20 protein-coding genes are annotated in these 13825 nt (G+C 68.9%); 7 read left to right on the top strand and 13 right to left on the bottom strand.

The window, feature by feature from the left end:
- Window positions 1-106: 106 nt before the first annotated feature.
- From VZQ01_RS06705 to VZQ01_RS06690, 4 genes are all read left to right on the top strand, one after another.
- Window positions 107-361 (top strand): hypothetical protein, encoded by a 255-nt coding sequence (locus VZQ01_RS06705; protein WP_426747240.1) that lies wholly within the window; start codon window positions 107-109, stop codon window positions 359-361.
- 228 nt (window positions 362-589) lie between these two features.
- On the top strand, window positions 590-976 hold the full coding sequence (locus tag VZQ01_RS06700) for a hypothetical protein (RefSeq protein WP_426747239.1): 387 nt from the start codon (window positions 590-592) through the stop codon (window positions 974-976).
- A gap of 43 nt (window positions 977-1019) precedes the next feature.
- A complete protein-coding gene (locus tag VZQ01_RS06695) occupies window positions 1020-1478 on the top strand; it encodes an NlpC/P60 family protein (RefSeq protein WP_426747238.1) in 459 nt (152 codons plus the stop codon).
- A gap of 51 nt (window positions 1479-1529) precedes the next feature.
- The gene (locus VZQ01_RS06690; protein ID WP_426747236.1) at window positions 1530-2192 is read left to right on the top strand and encodes a hypothetical protein; all 663 of its coding nucleotides are present in this window, start codon (window positions 1530-1532) and stop codon (window positions 2190-2192) included.
- Window positions 2193-2486: 294 nt separating this feature from the next.
- Here the strand turns inward: VZQ01_RS06690 and VZQ01_RS06685 are convergent, their stop codons facing one another.
- On the bottom strand, window positions 2487-2840 hold the full coding sequence (locus VZQ01_RS06685) for a hypothetical protein (RefSeq protein WP_426747234.1): 354 nt from the start codon (window positions 2838-2840) through the stop codon (window positions 2487-2489).
- A gap of 283 nt (window positions 2841-3123) precedes the next feature.
- Here VZQ01_RS06685 and VZQ01_RS06680 point away from each other — a divergent pair, with 283 nt between their 5' ends.
- Window positions 3124-3888 carry a DNA-methyltransferase gene (locus VZQ01_RS06680; RefSeq protein WP_426747232.1) on the top strand — a complete coding sequence of 255 codons (765 nt, stop codon included), beginning with the start codon at window positions 3124-3126 and terminating at the stop codon, window positions 3886-3888.
- On the opposite strand, the gene VZQ01_RS06675 is transcribed toward VZQ01_RS06680, so the two are convergent.
- From VZQ01_RS06675 to VZQ01_RS06655, 5 genes are all read right to left on the bottom strand, one after another.
- The gene (locus VZQ01_RS06675; protein ID WP_426747230.1) at window positions 3839-4042 is read right to left on the bottom strand and encodes a hypothetical protein; all 204 of its coding nucleotides are present in this window, start codon (window positions 4040-4042) and stop codon (window positions 3839-3841) included. The genes VZQ01_RS06680 and VZQ01_RS06675 overlap by 50 nt on opposite strands.
- A gap of 112 nt (window positions 4043-4154) precedes the next feature.
- A complete protein-coding gene (locus VZQ01_RS06670) occupies window positions 4155-4373 on the bottom strand; it encodes a hypothetical protein (RefSeq protein WP_426747228.1) in 219 nt (72 codons plus the stop codon).
- Between the two features lie 46 nt (window positions 4374-4419).
- Window positions 4420-4788 carry a DUSAM domain-containing protein gene (locus VZQ01_RS06665; protein ID WP_426747226.1) on the bottom strand — a complete coding sequence of 123 codons (369 nt, stop codon included), beginning with the start codon at window positions 4786-4788 and terminating at the stop codon, window positions 4420-4422.
- A gap of 15 nt (window positions 4789-4803) precedes the next feature.
- Entirely contained in the window at window positions 4804-5196 is a 393-nt protein-coding gene (locus VZQ01_RS06660; protein WP_426747225.1) for a hypothetical protein, read from the bottom strand.
- Between the two features lie 434 nt (window positions 5197-5630).
- Window positions 5631-5855, bottom strand: coding sequence for a hypothetical protein (locus tag VZQ01_RS06655; RefSeq protein ID WP_426747224.1), 225 nt, complete (start codon window positions 5853-5855; stop codon window positions 5631-5633).
- A gap of 61 nt (window positions 5856-5916) precedes the next feature.
- Here VZQ01_RS06655 and VZQ01_RS06650 point away from each other — a divergent pair, with 61 nt between their 5' ends.
- Both VZQ01_RS06650 and VZQ01_RS06645 read left to right on the top strand, forming a co-directional pair.
- Entirely contained in the window at window positions 5917-6453 is a 537-nt protein-coding gene (locus VZQ01_RS06650; protein ID WP_426747223.1) for a RusA family crossover junction endodeoxyribonuclease, read from the top strand.
- Window positions 6450-7421: a sigma-70 family RNA polymerase sigma factor gene (locus tag VZQ01_RS06645; protein WP_426747221.1), complete on the top strand. Its 972-nt coding sequence runs from the start codon at window positions 6450-6452 to the stop codon at window positions 7419-7421. The genes VZQ01_RS06650 and VZQ01_RS06645 overlap by 4 nt, the downstream gene beginning before the upstream one ends.
- A gap of 734 nt (window positions 7422-8155) precedes the next feature.
- On the opposite strand, the gene VZQ01_RS06640 is transcribed toward VZQ01_RS06645, so the two are convergent.
- The 7 genes from VZQ01_RS06640 to VZQ01_RS06610 all read right to left on the bottom strand — a co-directional run bounded on the left by VZQ01_RS06640 (window position 8156) and on the right by VZQ01_RS06610 (window position 13301).
- Window positions 8156-8494: a hypothetical protein gene (locus tag VZQ01_RS06640; RefSeq protein ID WP_426747219.1), complete on the bottom strand. Its 339-nt coding sequence runs from the start codon at window positions 8492-8494 to the stop codon at window positions 8156-8158.
- 1138 nt (window positions 8495-9632) lie between these two features.
- A complete protein-coding gene (locus VZQ01_RS06635) occupies window positions 9633-10199 on the bottom strand; it encodes a hypothetical protein (RefSeq protein ID WP_426747218.1) in 567 nt (188 codons plus the stop codon).
- Window positions 10200-10278: 79 nt separating this feature from the next.
- Window positions 10279-11382: a hypothetical protein gene (locus VZQ01_RS06630; RefSeq protein ID WP_426747216.1), complete on the bottom strand. Its 1104-nt coding sequence runs from the start codon at window positions 11380-11382 to the stop codon at window positions 10279-10281.
- Window positions 11383-11652: 270 nt separating this feature from the next.
- On the bottom strand, window positions 11653-11862 hold the full coding sequence (locus VZQ01_RS06625) for a hypothetical protein (protein WP_426747214.1): 210 nt from the start codon (window positions 11860-11862) through the stop codon (window positions 11653-11655).
- Entirely contained in the window at window positions 11855-12250 is a 396-nt protein-coding gene (locus VZQ01_RS06620) for a hypothetical protein (protein WP_426747212.1), read from the bottom strand. The genes VZQ01_RS06625 and VZQ01_RS06620 overlap by 8 nt, the downstream gene beginning before the upstream one ends.
- Window positions 12251-12435: 185 nt before the next feature.
- Complete coding sequence (locus VZQ01_RS06615; protein ID WP_426747211.1) at window positions 12436-12672, bottom strand: double-stranded RNA binding motif domain-containing protein; 237 nt, start codon at window positions 12670-12672, stop codon at window positions 12436-12438.
- A complete protein-coding gene (locus VZQ01_RS06610) occupies window positions 12669-13301 on the bottom strand; it encodes a hypothetical protein (protein WP_426747210.1) in 633 nt (210 codons plus the stop codon). The genes VZQ01_RS06615 and VZQ01_RS06610 overlap by 4 nt, the downstream gene beginning before the upstream one ends.
- Between the last annotated feature and the right edge of the window lie 524 nt (window positions 13302-13825).

The raw sequence follows: 13825 nt of genomic DNA, 5'->3' as shown, positions 1-13825 counted from the left end.
TTGCGAGGGACACGCTCGTGGGTAGGGTGCTCGGTTGCCCAGCGCATATCGCGCCAGGGTGACGTTCAACGGGGGCAGGATGAATCAGTTTTTGGTGGCGTACGATGTGAAGACGCCGTTCCAGTCTGCGGTGAAGAGCGTGTTGCTGAAGAACGGCTTCGCTGACGTTCTCGTGGGGGACTCTGGCAAGAAGCGCCAGTTGCCGGACACGACCGTCGTAGTGATGGCTGAGGACGGAGATGCGGCCCTTGAGCGTTTCCGGAGGCTGGCCGAGACCGTGTCGCCATCGGTCGGGGTAGTTGAGCGGGCCATCGCTGTTCCGGCCGTCCCGTGCTGGCTGCACGCTGAAGTCGTTAAGTAGAGGGCGAAGAGGGCCCCTCTTGTTCGTTTCGGAGGGGCTCAGCAGCAGTCGGGCGCGTAGGTGACAAGCCCCCCCCGACTGCTGCCTTCGCAGGACTTCGCCTGCCTCTCGCGGGCACAAGGACTGAGACCCGTGTGCCCTTCCCGTGGGGGCCGAGTCCGCCGCTCGCGCGAGTCCCTCTTCGCGGAGTGTCTCGTCTTCCGGGGAAGGCCGCCCCTTCTCGCAGACATGACGCCCACGATTGAGACCGCCATCTTCGCCCTCGCGGTCAGTCAGCTCCTGGTGCCGCTCCTCAACGGCCTCCTGTCGCGCCGGCAGGTGAAGCACGAGCAGGCCGTGGACCAGGTGCCCCTGCTGGTGCAGCGCATGGAGTCCGTGGCCGCCGACGTCCGGGACATCAAGACAGAGCTGCGCGTGGTCCGCGAGCACGACGCGGAGCTTCGGCTGGTGGACCAGCGCCTGCGCGCGCTCGAGGCGTGGCAGGGCGAGGCCCGGCCCCAGCTCGGCCAGGTCTCCAACCACGTTCACGTCCTCATGGGCGAGCGCGGGGCGCGCCAGATTCAGCGCGCGACGAACCTCGTGACGGCCGCTGGCGGTGAACGCTCCGAGCGGTGAGTGCACCTCTTCTCCCGGGGGAACCCTTCTCCCAGGAGTGCCCATGTCCGCATCCCCCCGCGCCCGCTTCGTCGCCTTCGTCCTCTCGCAGATTGGAGCGCCCTACCGCTGGGGTGCGAAGGGCGAGCGTGACACTCGCACCGGCCAGCGCAGCTTCGATTGCAGCGGACTGGTGACGGCCGCGCTTCGGCACGTCGGAGGCCCCGACCTGCGCGACACCCACAACACCGACAGGCTCTGGGCCGACTTCCAGCCCGTGGGGCTCGCCGGCGAGCTGCTCCCGGGCGACCTGGTGCTGTACCACCACCACAAAGACCGCAGGGACGCCGAGCACGTGATGGTCCACGTGGGCGCGGGCGTGGTGGTGGGCGCCTCCGGGGGAGGTAGCAGCACGCGCACACTCGAGGACGCCGCACGCGCCGATGCCCGGGTGAAGGTCTACGACAGCATGCACTACCGGGCCGGGCTCATGGGCTTCCGGCGCCTGCCCCTCGGGGAGTGAGCGCCTCTTCTTCGGGGTGTTGTCCTTCCTCGCTGTCAGGAGCTGCACCCCATGAAGAAGCACTTCGCCATCCTCGCCGCCCTCGCGGTGGCTGTCCTCGCCGTGTCGCCCGCGCTCGCGGACGTGGGCACCGCGCAGTCGGTCCCCGTCCTCGCCGCCGTGGGCACCGCCCCGCCCACCACGCCCTCGCTGTCCTCCATCCTCGCGTCCGCTGCCGTGGAGGTGGTGCCGGTGGTGTTCGCCGCCATCGCCGCCCTCGCGGTGGCCTGGCTCTCCGGCCTCAAGGGGAAGCTCCAGGCCGAGGCCGAGGAGTCGCGCCTCGCCGCCTTCGGGGCCCGTGCCGCCCAGCTCGCCGAGAGCGTGGTGCGGGACATGGAGGTGACGCTCAAGGCGGAGCTGGTGGCCGCGTCGGCGGATGGCCAGCTCACGAAGGAGGAACTCCAGCGCATCAAGGCCAAGGCGCTCGAGCAGCTCAAGGCCAGCCTCGGGGCGCACGGACTCGCGGCACTCCAGCAGGTGCTGGGACTCACCGGCAGCGCAGTGGGCACGTACCTGTCGGGCCTCATCGAGGCCGCGCTCGACAAGGTGAAGGCGAACAAGGCCGGGGACGTCGCCGACCAGGTCATGGCGTCGGCGCTGTCGCTCGGCGCCCTCGGCAGCACGGCCGCGCTGCCCCCGGTGGTGGCCGCGGGCCCTCAGACGCCCCGCGGGTAGCTGTCGCCGCGGGGCTCTCCCGTGTCCTCGCTGACGTACCGGTGAGGACGGGCTACGTCGAGGCCCAGGTCGGCGCGTCGTCCCTCACTGGCGCATACGCGCGCCTCGAGGGCGGGGCGCGGCTCCGGGGCAACCTAGGGCTGTTCGCCTTCGCCCAGGCCACGCCGCGCGAGCGGAGGGCTGGCGCGGGGCTCCGGTTGACGTTCGGCTTGTAGTGCGCGGCCCGCTCCTGGCTTCGGGGGCGGGCCGCGCCTTTCCTTGTCTGGCAAGATTTCCGACTCGCGCTACCTGCGGTCAGACTTCCTGCGCTTCCGCATACGCCAGCATCTTCGCCACCACGTCCTCCCGTGCTTTCCTGAGAGCCTTCTCGTGGAGTTCTCCGCTGTGCGAGGCGACAGTGCCCACAATTGCCTCTCGCAGCTCATGGAGAAGCTCATGGGCCTTGAGGTACTCCTCGGCTAGCGGTGTCTCAGGCTGAGATGCCGTCCCTTCAATGTACGCCTGCAAGGTTGCCGCTACGGTTTTCGACGCCTTCTCGCGGGCCTTGTCTCGGAGTTGGAGAGGAGGGGCAGCGTAGGTTGTGGTCTTGCTCGCCAGTGCCTCGGTGAGCCTGCACGACTTGATGAGTGCGTCGACGATTGGTTGCATGGGTGTTTCCTCTCGGGGGGGGCTGGTTGGTGCTGCTCGTGTATGGATAATCCTCCAGCGCGAAGATGCAATAAAATTCAGCAATTTCAGATGGTTATGCACGAAGACCGATGTCGATCTTGATGCAAGTCATTGGCGATTCTGTAGTGAATTCAAGGTGATCCCCAGGGGCTCCCAGCGGCTCGATGTGTCGCGGACTGACTGTCGAATCGCCCATGAATCCAGCAGCGGGCCACCGGCACCGCCCGTGCAGAGCTTCCTGCGCCGCGCCAGAAAGGCCCCAGTGAAGCCGTACTACTCGACCAACACCGTCACCCTCTACAACGCTGACTGCCGCGACGTGCTCCTGGACCTGCCGTCCCACTCGGTGGACGCGCTGGTGACCGACCCGCCCTATGGCATGGCCTGGGAGTCCAAATCGGAGGGCTCGCGGCCCATTCGTGCGGATGGCGTCCGACAGGGCATGCGCGTCCTCCGGGAGGCGCTCACCTCCGCGGGGCGTGCGCTCTCCCCGGACGCACACGCCTACGTCTTCTGCCACTGGCAGAGCTGGCCGGATTTCTACGACGCGTGCAGCGCCCACCTGCGCGTGAAGTCCGCGCGCATTTGGTGGAAGGCCCACGGCGGCACCGGGGACCTGCGCCAGTCGTACGCGCCGGATTACGAGGTGGTGCTCTTCGCCGCGCAGTCGAGCCGGCGTCCGCTGGCCGGCAAGCGCGAGGGCGCCGTTATCGCCGGCTTCCCGCCCGTGTCCCCGCGCCAGCGGACGCACCCGACGGAGAAGCCCGTCGCGCTGCTCGCGCACCTCCTCGAGAAGTCATGCCCTGCCGGTGGCCTGGTGCTGGACCCTTTCGCCGGCAGCGGCTCGACGCTGCTCGCCGCGCAGCAGCTCGGGCTGCGTGCTGTGGGCATGGAGTTGGACGAGCGCTACTGCGAGGCCGCGGCTCGGCGTCTGGAGGCCGCGCGCATCGGGAGCGCTCCGGCGCCCGAGGGGCCGTCTACGGCCGGTCGCCCTGCCGTGAAAGCACGTCGAGCAGCCGGTCGATGATGCGCCGGAGCTCGACGGCGTCTCTGCCGGCCAGCTCCACGCGCTCCCACCAGGGCGAGTAGTCGCCCTGCGCGTCGTACACCTCGAGGTGTGCCGCGCGCCCTGGCTCCTGGACTACGCGCACGTCCTCGGCCTGCCAGCGTACGTCGGGCATGGACCCCTCGCGGCGCGAGAAGAACAACCCCGCCCAGCAGAATGCCAGGCGGGTGTGGTGGGCGCTGCGAGCCGAGAAGCCGCGCCAGGGGGCTCGCCTCCACCACGAAACCTCAGTCATCGTGGAGGCCCAGACCGCAGACGCGGCGGCCGCTCAAGAGCAGCAGGGGGCCGCCACAGTGGCACCGCTCGCCGGGCCCTGGAGTAGGCGCGGCCGGGGCCTCCGGCTCGGGCTCTCCGCGGAGCCGGCGCAGGCCGCGCTCAAAGTCCTCGCGGATGCGACGGCGCTCGAGCTGCATGGATGTCGGCGTGGGTGGACGGACTCTTCGCACGGGGGCCTCCTTCCCGTGAGAAGGGGCGGCGCGCCGTGGGTGGCAGCTACTCGTCGTCGTCGAGGGCCTCTAGTTGAATTTGCGCCACGTCTCGGTAGTGCGGGACGACCTCGACGTCCAGAACGGCTTCCAGGGCGCGACGGGCTGCCTCATTGTCGCCGGCTTGCTGGTGCTTGTAGGCCTGCGACGTCGCGCGCCCCAGCCGGACGGAGCCCTCACGGATGCGGCGCGCAATCTCCTCGAGGAGTACCCGAGCCGTCGCCTCGGCCTGGAGGGACTGTTCCGTCGCGGGCGCAGGCAAGGCAACCTCTGCTGCACGGAGGCGGAGGATGTCCCGCAGTTCGTCCGTCAGGACTAGCGCCTCTCCGTCCATGAGCACGCGGCGCTCAAGGTCATCGATGTCGTCCCAGTTCATTGGAGTGGGCATCGGCTAACTCCGGCTCCGGCGTGGATGGCACATTTGGAAGGGCCACTTGTGCTGCCCCTCGCAGTTCCGGAAACACGCATGGCAATCACCTGACCAGCGCGGCTTCGTCTGGTTTTGGCACTGGACGTAGAGGTCCATGCATTGCTGCTTCCACTCCTCGTCCGGGTCGTCCTTCTCCTCGCTCTTCTCGCCAGACCCGTCGAGCGCCATCGCCGCGCTGATGTACTTGCCCGCCTCGGCCGCCGTCAGGCCGCAGGCTTCGGGGTTGCCCACGTTGCGCTGGAGGCAGCAGGTCACCGTGTCCGTGCATGTGGCCTGCGCGTAGGCCTCGCTCGTGCCGGAGCGGGCATGCTCCGTAGATGCACACCCGAGGGCGAGGCCGACTGCCACCGTCACCGCGGTCCATTCGCGACACGTCTCTCGTCGAGCACGCATGGACTTGATGATAGTTCCTGTTTTGCGCGAGTGGTGGCTTTTGCCTGGAGCGGGGGAACTGTGAAGCCCTGCACCTCATGGTCGGGCTGCTCGTCCTGGTGCTGTAGCGCCTCTCGGGCGCTGGGGGGCCAGGTGCCGCACGTGGCGCACCGGTAGGCGCGGCATCCCCCCGCCAGCACCTGGGCGGCAACGTGGGGCTGGGTGAGGAGCAAGTCCAGCGCGCCGGAGCGGTGGGCACGAGGGATGCCCGCACGCGCCATCTGCTCGGCCAGCCCGACGACGCGCGCCCAGGCCTCGCGGGAGACGTGCAGGCCATCAACGCGGACGGTGCTTCCGGCTGGGGCCTTGCGGCGCTCGGGGCGCGTCTTCCGGATGTCGTGCGGCACGGCGGTCTTCTACCCCATCGGCTGGGCCGCGCCTTCCTCGACGAGAGCGAGGGCCTCCCGCGCGCCCAGCACCACCAACGCCAGGTCCTCGGCCGCGCGGTACTCGGCACGCGCGCGTGCGTACCGCATCCGCGACTCTGGACTGCCGTCCATCTGCTCAATCGCCACCTGCATCCGCCGCTCCGCGGCCCCCAGGCGCTGCGCGAGCGCCACCCTCTGAGTCCAGCTGTCCATGCACCTGCGCGAGAGCATGCGGCGTGCCGGCGCCGTCAGGGTTCGATGGTAGCCGAGAGGAATGGACTCTCCTCGTGATGCCTCTTCGGGTGCTGCGGTGGTGCAGCTCGTCCTGCCCTACCCGCCAAGCGCGAACACCTACTGGCGCCCGAGCAAGGGACGCGGCCTGGTGCCCTCCAGCGAGGCCACCGCGTACAAGGCCGCCGTCGCCCGTGTCGCCGCGCTCGCTCGTGTCCAGCCCCTGGCCGGCCCCGTGAGAATGGTCGTCACCATCTACCGCCCGCGGCGGACTGGCGACCTCGACAACACCCTGAAGGTGCTGAACGACGCGCTCAACGGGTGTGCCTGGCTCGACGATGAGCAGCTCGTCGAGCTGGTGGCCGTGCGCTCTGACGACGCGAAGGCGCCACGTGTTGAGCTACGCGCGACGGCGGAGAGGTACGCCACCCGCGAAGAGGCAGAGGCCCACCGTCGCGCCCGCGCCGAGCGGGCCCGCAAGGCGCAGAAGACGCGCAACCGAAACCGGGTGGCGAAGGTCCGCGCCCAGATGCAGCTCAAGTCTGCCTTCCACCAGCCCGCGCGGAGGGACGGCCCGTGAGCCGGAACGACTGCGCTCGGGAACTCGTCATCGAGGAGTTGCTCCACCAGTACCGGGCGCTGCCCAGCGGAGGCAGCGAGGCCCGACGAGTGGAGGCCCAGCTCGTCGACCTGGTGCGTCCAGACGTTGAGCGGGTGGCTCACGTGGTGTCCTGGCAGTGGCGCGTGCCTCTCGCCGACCTGGTGCAGGAGGGGCTCGTCGCGGTGATGCTGCGCCAGCGCGCCAACCCCTTCGAGCCGGGCCGCGTGGGCGTGGGGCGCAGCGCCTTCCCTGCCTGGGCCATGAAACTCGCACGCCAAGCGATGGAGCGCGCGGCCGCGAGCTGGTCGAGCCCCGTCCACGTGACGGACCACGCGCGCAAGGCCGTGCGCCGTGCGAAGCGCACCGCAGCGGCCGAGGGTGGCCGCGTGTCCTCGGTGTTGCGCCGCCAGGGGCTGGACGCGGCCGCCGTCTACGCGCTTGGGGACGGCGCGGTGTCCTCGCCGTTGTCCCTCGACGCGATTCTGGAGGCGCGCGAGGCGACAGCGGATGCCCGCGACGCGGCCGTGGACCGGCGCGGAGGCGTCCGCGCCACCGTCGAGCTGCAGCTCGCCCTCGTCGACGACACCGCCGAGCGGCTCAACTGGCTTGCCCACCGCGAGGCCGTCCTCGGAGCGCTGTACCGACTGCCCGTCCTCGAGCGCCAGGTGGTGCAGGGGCTGACGGGCGTGGGGCGGCCGGACGGCCAAGCCGTGGCGCTGCGGACGATGGCCGTTGAGCTCCGGCTGTCGCTCGCCCGGGTTGAGCACCTGCGCGACAGCGGGCTCGCCCGGCTGCGCGAGGCTCTCGACGCGCAAGGGCTCGGGCCGGACACTCCGAGCACCCCTCCTCCAGCAGGAGCGGGTGAACTGCGGCGCCCCCGGCAGGCGAGCGCGCGGCGCGGACACGTCCGGCCAGGCCAGCTCGCGCTGCTCTCCCGGGGAACGTGATGCCCATCATCGCGGCGACGAAGCCGGGCCGGTGCACGGCCGCCAACTGCGGGGGACGCATCCTCCGCGGCGAGCTGTGCTGGTACGAGGCCGCGACGGGCACGCGCCACCTGGAGGAGGCGTGCCGCTGGGCCCCCGGCGGGCACCGACCGAACCTCCGGGCCGGAAGGTGTCGGTGCGGGACCGTGGTGCCGTCTCGCGAGGGCTCCCTCCGTGCCTTTGAGGTCTTACGCGGGGGGCGCCTGTACAAAGAGTGGTCAGTGAGTTGCTGTGGCTGCGAATGATCTTAGTGATGCACAAAACCACCAATGCAGCGAGCTACCCCGCGCAAGAACGGGGTAGCTTGCTGGTCCTTACCCCGCAGGGCTCTGCAATTTACTGCTTACGGCAGCGACAGCCGAACGGCCAAGCTTGGTATCCGTACTTCCGGGCATCCATGAGCTTGCCAGTCCGATAGTGGCGGTAGATTCGAGTGAATCCACCACCACACTTGACGCACTTAATATTCGAATCCGTCAAGATGCTTACCTCCTTCCTGGAGAGGAGCCACCTCCACCGGGTTGACACACGGAGGGCATCGCGCTACGAAATTCGGTGAGAACTGCCGAATCCATTAGCGCGCTCTGTGCGCTTGCTATCGGCCGACATGGGGTCTGGACCCCCATGCCGGCCGTATTTTTTGAGGGATGAGAGACACCTGTTGGCAGACCTCTTTAGTCTGCTGCTTTGATGTCTTAGGACTCCTCCGAATCAGGCTCGGCTGCGAGCAGAGGCTGGATGGCTTCATCTCGTCTCCTCAGCCGATATCCCCTACCTTCCTTCACCACCTCGCCACTCTTCGCGAGACGCCACACGACCGTCCGCAGGACGCTGGGATCTACTCCGACAATAGCTGCTAGCTCGCGAACGTCTAAAGGGCGTAGTGCATGCGCGAGGACCTCTAGCGTTCGGGCTCCAAGAGTCTTCTGGGTCGCTAGATAGGGCCCCTCGGCCGCTTCGCGGAGTTGACCACGCAGCTCAGCGGACTTTTTGCGCAGTACTTCGACCACCATATCCACGTTGGTCGGCTTCATGATGGAGGAGTGGTCATCCAGGGCCGTCGAGAGATGGGTGCTTGGCCGCTTAACTGACTCGTGCTGTGCGTCACGTATTGCCGAGTCATTTGCGGACGGGCTCTTCGCGGGTACCCCTCCTCCCCCCGAACCTCGCGTTTCAGCGGGCGAGGAGTGAGTTCTGACAAGTCCTGGATGAGGGTCTTCTGCTCCTCCCATAAGTCGATCGAACTCAACAATCAGCGCGTCGAGTTCCGCTCGAAGTGAAATGATGCGCTGCGCAACGCGCAGGGCTTGTTCCCGTTTTCCTGACACACCCCGCGTATAACACGCCGTTATCGCGCTAGCAAGCTCCCTGGTAGGGCAGGTATGCAGGCCTTCTCCGGTAGTTTGTGCAGTTATTTCAGTAGGTAGCGAGGTCATTGGCTATTCGCCTGTGCAGTGCTGCTTCGCAATGTTGCAAGCGGTGGGGATTTGTTGGGCGTTATGTTCCGACTTCTGTTGGCACTATATGTTGTGGGGTCTCTAGCTACCTGATCAATATATTGGTTTTGTCCAAATTCCTTCTGTGGTGTAAAATTACTCTGTTCCGTGCATCCTGTCTGAATGTGGGTCTCTATTCTCGGCTAGTGGCTCCCAAGATGCTGGGCGGACTCTCCGTGCGGGGCAGGCGGCGAAGCCGAGAAAGCCACTGGTAGAGCGTACCGAGGCGGATGTACGTCTCGGCGTGCACGGCGTGGAGGTCCGCGCCGCGGCGGATGAGGGACTGGGCATAGGCCGTCAACCGCTCGGCCTCGGTCGGGTCCTCTCGGTTCAGTTGGCGCAGGTCGAGGCCTGGGTCAGCGTCTCGCGCGTGAGTCATGACGGCCGCCCTCCGACGCGTCGACTCCTCCGGCGCGCCGCCACGAAAGAGAAGAAATCTCGCCACCAGCCGATGGAGCGGAGGATGGAGCGAAGCGCCACCACCGTCAGCCACGTGCTTAGGGCGAGGACAACCAACGCGCCGGCCAGCACGACAACCCACGCGACAGCGTGCAGGAACTGGGGCATCACGAGTGCCTCCCTGGATAGAGGACGTTGTGCGAGCGAATGCAGTGCATCTGGGTTACCTCCGAGGACAACAGGGGCCCAGCTCGCGCCGGGCCCCTTGGCTTCTCTGCTACGGCATCGGCACGGCCTCGCGCGCGAGCAGGACGAGGACGACGGTGCCCACGAGCGCAATCTCGCTCGGAGTCCACTCGTCCTTCGCGAGCAGCGCGTCGAGCTGCTGCCTCCAGCCTGACGGCAACGCGGCCGCATTCTCCCGGTGCACGTTGGTCTTCTCGGCTTCGTCACCCGCCAGAATCACCATCTGCATCCCTCGGTTGCCCGGAGGAGGGCCGTTCTTCTTGCACGCCTTCGCCGCCTCCTTCTCCAGCCAGTCCGCGGCACGGTAGAAGCGAGGCCGGTCCTCGGCGCCCTTGGAAAGACGCTTCGCAACGACGCGCATGGCGCCGTCCGCGAACAACAGCAGCATGCACTTCGCGTCGTCGGCGTTGAGCTTCTCCCCCTCGCGGTAGCCCGCCCGACGGCCATACTGCTCGAAGGTCTCCTGCACCTTCTCCTGCGCAATGTTGCGGATGTGGAGCCACTCCCCGGTGACGAGCCCCGGAGGAACGGGCTCGGCCCGAGCAGCGGTAAATCCGAGGACGAGGGACAGCAGGACAACCCTTGCGACAGCCTTCATGTGACGACCTCTTTTGTGTGTTGGGGGACGGCAGTGCTGCGGTGAACCCGATGCCGTGCGTACGCACCGGGCAAAGGGCTCAAGACGCGTCGTCAGCAGTGGTGACGAAGGCGATGCCGGTGAGGCCGGCTCGCCGGGCGTGCTCGTCGAGCAGGACGCGGTAGTGATCCTCGACCCACGTCGCGAAGTGTCGGTCCGGGCACTCGACGACGAGGGTGCCCTCGTCGAGGTTGTTGGCGTGGGCCCGCTCGAGCCACTCGACGGCGTACACGCGGCCCTCGGCACGCATGGACGCGATGACACCGCGCCACGCGCGCTCAGCCTCGGTGCCCATCGGGACGTCCTCCAGGCACATGACGGCGCCAGGGTCCTCCGGGGGCGGCGCTACCTCGGGCTCTACGTCGACGGACCACGCGCCGGACAGGAGCTGCTCGGCCACTTCCTGGCCGCTCGACGTCACGCCGCGGAGGATGCGCACCACGTTGGCGCGCGTGCGGGACTGGAGCTCCCCGCGGCACACCGGCGAGCGCGGCACGAGGGCGAAGACTCGGCGCCACTCCTCAAGCGGCCGAGCCTCCAGAGCCGCGAGAGCGTCCACCAGGAGATGGCGCGATGTGCGGGTGCCCCAGGGCCAGAAGCCGTGGGGCGCGACGAGGGTGTTCCATGCCTCGCGCAGCTCCTGCACGGCCTGCGGCAGCGTGGCCGGGGTCCGGTGGTCTTGGGGCGCGTCACGCTGGGCGTCACGCACGTCACGCGCGGCCACCGTGACGACTGCCAGCGCACCCCTCCGGACAGAGGCAGAGGAGGACGGGGAAGGGGGAGAGACTGGGAGTAGCGTCACGCTGCTCTGCGTGACGTCACGCTGGGCGTCACGCTGGCGCTTCATGGCCTGTCGGACGGCGTTACTTGCCCGAACTCTTTCGGCTTTCTCAATCTCCCCCGCCTCCCCCTCCTTCTGCGTCACGCTGGGCGTCACGCTGCGCTTGCGTGATGTCACGCTGGCCTGCGTGACGGGCACCGGGACCACCTGGGCCACGTGGACCGGCGCGCGCGTGAGGCCCATCGCCTGGCGCAGGCCCTCCGCGAGCCCCTCTGCGTAGGCGCGGGCGCGACGCTCCTCGACAAGCGCGGCTCGCAGCTCCTCGAGATGGGCCTGGCAGGTGGCGTCAGGAGTGCACTGCATGGGGGGCTCCGAGCGCGACGGTTGAGGCAGAGGGAGAGTCAGTCGTCAACAGGTCGACCTGCGCGCAGCAGGCCGGAGGTAGGGGCTGGGAGAGACAGCCCGCGCGGAAGGCGTGGCCGTGGGAGCACCGCGGCCAGGTCGGCGACTCGCGGCACCGTGTCGGAGCCGGCGTCGCCGCGTGGTACGCGCGCAGGCCCGTCTCGGTGATTTCCGCCCCGAGCCAGGGCCGCTTGCACACCGGACACAACGTCACGCGGAGGAGGCCGTGGCTCACGAGCGCCCCCGGGGGGCCGTCAGGACGGCGTGGCTCAGCGAGCCGGCGCCGTAGATGAGCAGGACGCAGACGGCGGCAAAGCCGGCGCGATGGAGCGTGTCCACCTGGTAGTGGGCGACGACGCCCGCGACGACACCGCACGCCGCAGCGAGGCCGGCGACGACGAGGGCCTTGGTGCGTGGGCGCAGGAAGGGACGCTCACGCATGGCCCACCTCCCGCGACGCGTAGACCTGCTCGGCCTCCCACTCACGGAGGGCGCGCTCGGCCTGGGCGACCTCGTCAGGCGTGCCCACCCACCCGGCACCGCAGGCTGGGCACACGAGCGTGTCCGTCGGCGCGGCGTGGTGCAGCCACTCAGCCGCGAGCCGCACCGGCACGCCGCAACGGTCCTCACAGCTCGGGCACGGCGGGCAGTCGTGCCAGGGCCTGGGCTCGGCGAAGTCGCTGCCGACGGGCATGGGTACGAACGCGGTGCAGCCGCACTCCGTCAAAGCGCCCCAGAGTGGGACGAGAATGGAGCAGGGGCTCTCTTCGTGCTCGCTGTAGACGTGGCCGCAGTGAGAGCACGGCACGTCGAGGAGAACCTCACTCATGGGCGCCTCCGTGAGAGGCGCGGCTCTGGACGAGACGAAGGCGCGGCCTGCCGTCGACGCGCCGGGCGGGGCGCGCCTTCGCCGGCTTTCGTGCCGTGCGCTCAAGGCGGGCCAGGAGCAGGTGCACCACGGCGCATGTGACGTGGAGGAGCCCTCCGAAGACATAAAGGGCCGCAGCGAGCTGTTCAGCGGGCATGCCGCACCTCCCGGGTCACCGGGTGACGAGTGGCAAGCGTGCGGTGCTGGCGATGACGCTCGGCCAGCTCCAGCCGGCGGCGCTCACGGGTGAGCGCGAGGGCCGCGTCTGCCTCTGCCTCGTGCCGGGTGGGCGCGTGGGCCTCCACCTCGACGTCCGTCCCACGGAGGGTGACTACGTGCCCGAGCGGGCCCGGCGCGCTGATGGTCGCGAAGGTGGTGCTCATCGCACACCGCCCTTCGCGTCCGCGGATGCGGAGGACGCGGATGGCTGGGTGGGCGGGAACGCGTCGTCCTCGCGCTCGACGCCGCGGCGATTCTCAGCTGCGCGCACCGCGCCACCGAGCATCATCGCTGCGCCGGAAAAGACCTCCGTGGGCATGGCGTCCTGCTCGCCGTAGCGCTCCTGGAGCGTCCACACGGCCTCGGACACCGCTCCCAGCGCCCCGAGGTCGCGCTCCATGCGCCGGAGGCGACATGGCTGGCACCGCGCGAGCCCGACTGCGGCGCAGACGCAAAGCGGCGCGTCGGCGAAGAGGGCCTCGAGCGCGTGCCGGTGACAGGCCATCGGCGTCCCCAGGTTGGCCGCGGAGCAGCTCAGGCACCCCTGGATGGGGAGCACCTGGGCACGCACGGCCGACATGCGCCGCTCGGCGGGCGTCTCCGCCGTGGACGACACATCCGCAGTGGAGGACGCGAGGGCGCGGAGCCGTTCCAGCTCGGCCACCAGCTCCGCGCAGTCGCGCGAGTCCAACCGGAGGGGACGCCCAGTCCGGAGCGCGGTTTCGAGCAGGACGGAGAGGGCGCGAGGGCGCTGGGGGAGCGGCTTGCGCCGGGAAGTAGGGGAGAGCTTCATCGCGCACCGCCCGTCCCGGCGCGGAGCGCCAGCACTTCAGCAACAGCAGCCCCCAGCGAGTGGTAGAGGCACGCCTGCTGGACCCGGGCGTAGCTCTTCGCGCAGGCGCGGCATCCCTCCTGGGGCGACACCTGCCGTCTGTAGGCTGCGACTTCGGGCCCGAGAGGTGCTACTACGTTCCTACGGTCTAGTTCTCCACGATGGTCATCCAAGGCACCAGGAACAGCGGGCTCAGAGTGAAGCCCCTCCGAATCAGCCCCCCCTTCCTCTGGGGCGACGCGGGTTCGATTCCCGCCGCCTCCACTGAGAAGAACGAACCCCGTGGCGCCAGCAAGGTGCCACGGGGTTTTGTTTTGGGGCGCGGGCGCCTGTGCGCTGGATGTCGCTGGTCACGCTCGTGGTGCTGCACCTGGGGCCACCTTCTGCACGGAGTGTCAAAACGCGAGTATCGGGGCTGCTTCACGCCATTTCCACGAGGGCGCTGTCCCTATGCGTGTGCCGAGGCTCTTGCTGGGCTGTGGGTT

Origin of the sequence: Myxococcus faecalis, assembly GCF_050039385.1 — a bacterium.
Lineage (GTDB): Bacteria > Myxococcota > Myxococcia > Myxococcales > Myxococcaceae > Myxococcus > Myxococcus fulvus.
Note: the sequence above shows the minus strand (reverse complement) of the source record. Positions and strands in the feature narration are given on the sequence as shown.

Coding starts and splice junctions, on each gene's coding strand:
- VZQ01_RS06700 (WP_426747239.1), top strand. CDS start 590: ATGACGCCCACGATTGAGACCGCCATCTTCGCCCTCGCGGTCAGTCAG.
- VZQ01_RS06695 (WP_426747238.1), top strand. CDS start 1,020: ATGTCCGCATCCCCCCGCGCCCGCTTCGTCGCCTTCGTCCTCTCGCAG.
- VZQ01_RS06690 (WP_426747236.1), top strand. CDS start 1,530: ATGAAGAAGCACTTCGCCATCCTCGCCGCCCTCGCGGTGGCTGTCCTC.
- VZQ01_RS06685 (WP_426747234.1), bottom strand. CDS start 2,840: ATGCAACCAATCGTCGACGCACTCATCAAGTCGTGCAGGCTCACCGAG.
- VZQ01_RS06675 (WP_426747230.1), bottom strand. CDS start 4,042: ATGCCCGACGTACGCTGGCAGGCCGAGGACGTGCGCGTAGTCCAGGAG.
- VZQ01_RS06665 (WP_426747226.1), bottom strand. CDS start 4,788: ATGAACTGGGACGACATCGATGACCTTGAGCGCCGCGTGCTCATGGAC.
- VZQ01_RS06655 (WP_426747224.1), bottom strand. CDS start 5,855: ATGGACAGCTGGACTCAGAGGGTGGCGCTCGCGCAGCGCCTGGGGGCC.
- VZQ01_RS06650 (WP_426747223.1), top strand. CDS start 5,917: ATGGACTCTCCTCGTGATGCCTCTTCGGGTGCTGCGGTGGTGCAGCTC.
- VZQ01_RS06640 (WP_426747219.1), bottom strand. CDS start 8,494: ATGAAGCCGACCAACGTGGATATGGTGGTCGAAGTACTGCGCAAAAAG.
- VZQ01_RS06635 (WP_426747218.1), bottom strand. CDS start 10,199: ATGAAGGCTGTCGCAAGGGTTGTCCTGCTGTCCCTCGTCCTCGGATTT.
- VZQ01_RS06630 (WP_426747216.1), bottom strand. CDS start 11,382: ATGCAGTGCACTCCTGACGCCACCTGCCAGGCCCATCTCGAGGAGCTG.
- VZQ01_RS06625 (WP_426747214.1), bottom strand. CDS start 11,862: ATGCGTGAGCGTCCCTTCCTGCGCCCACGCACCAAGGCCCTCGTCGTC.
- VZQ01_RS06620 (WP_426747212.1), bottom strand. CDS start 12,250: ATGAGTGAGGTTCTCCTCGACGTGCCGTGCTCTCACTGCGGCCACGTC.
- VZQ01_RS06615 (WP_426747211.1), bottom strand. CDS start 12,672: ATGAGCACCACCTTCGCGACCATCAGCGCGCCGGGCCCGCTCGGGCAC.
- VZQ01_RS06610 (WP_426747210.1), bottom strand. CDS start 13,301: ATGAAGCTCTCCCCTACTTCCCGGCGCAAGCCGCTCCCCCAGCGCCCT.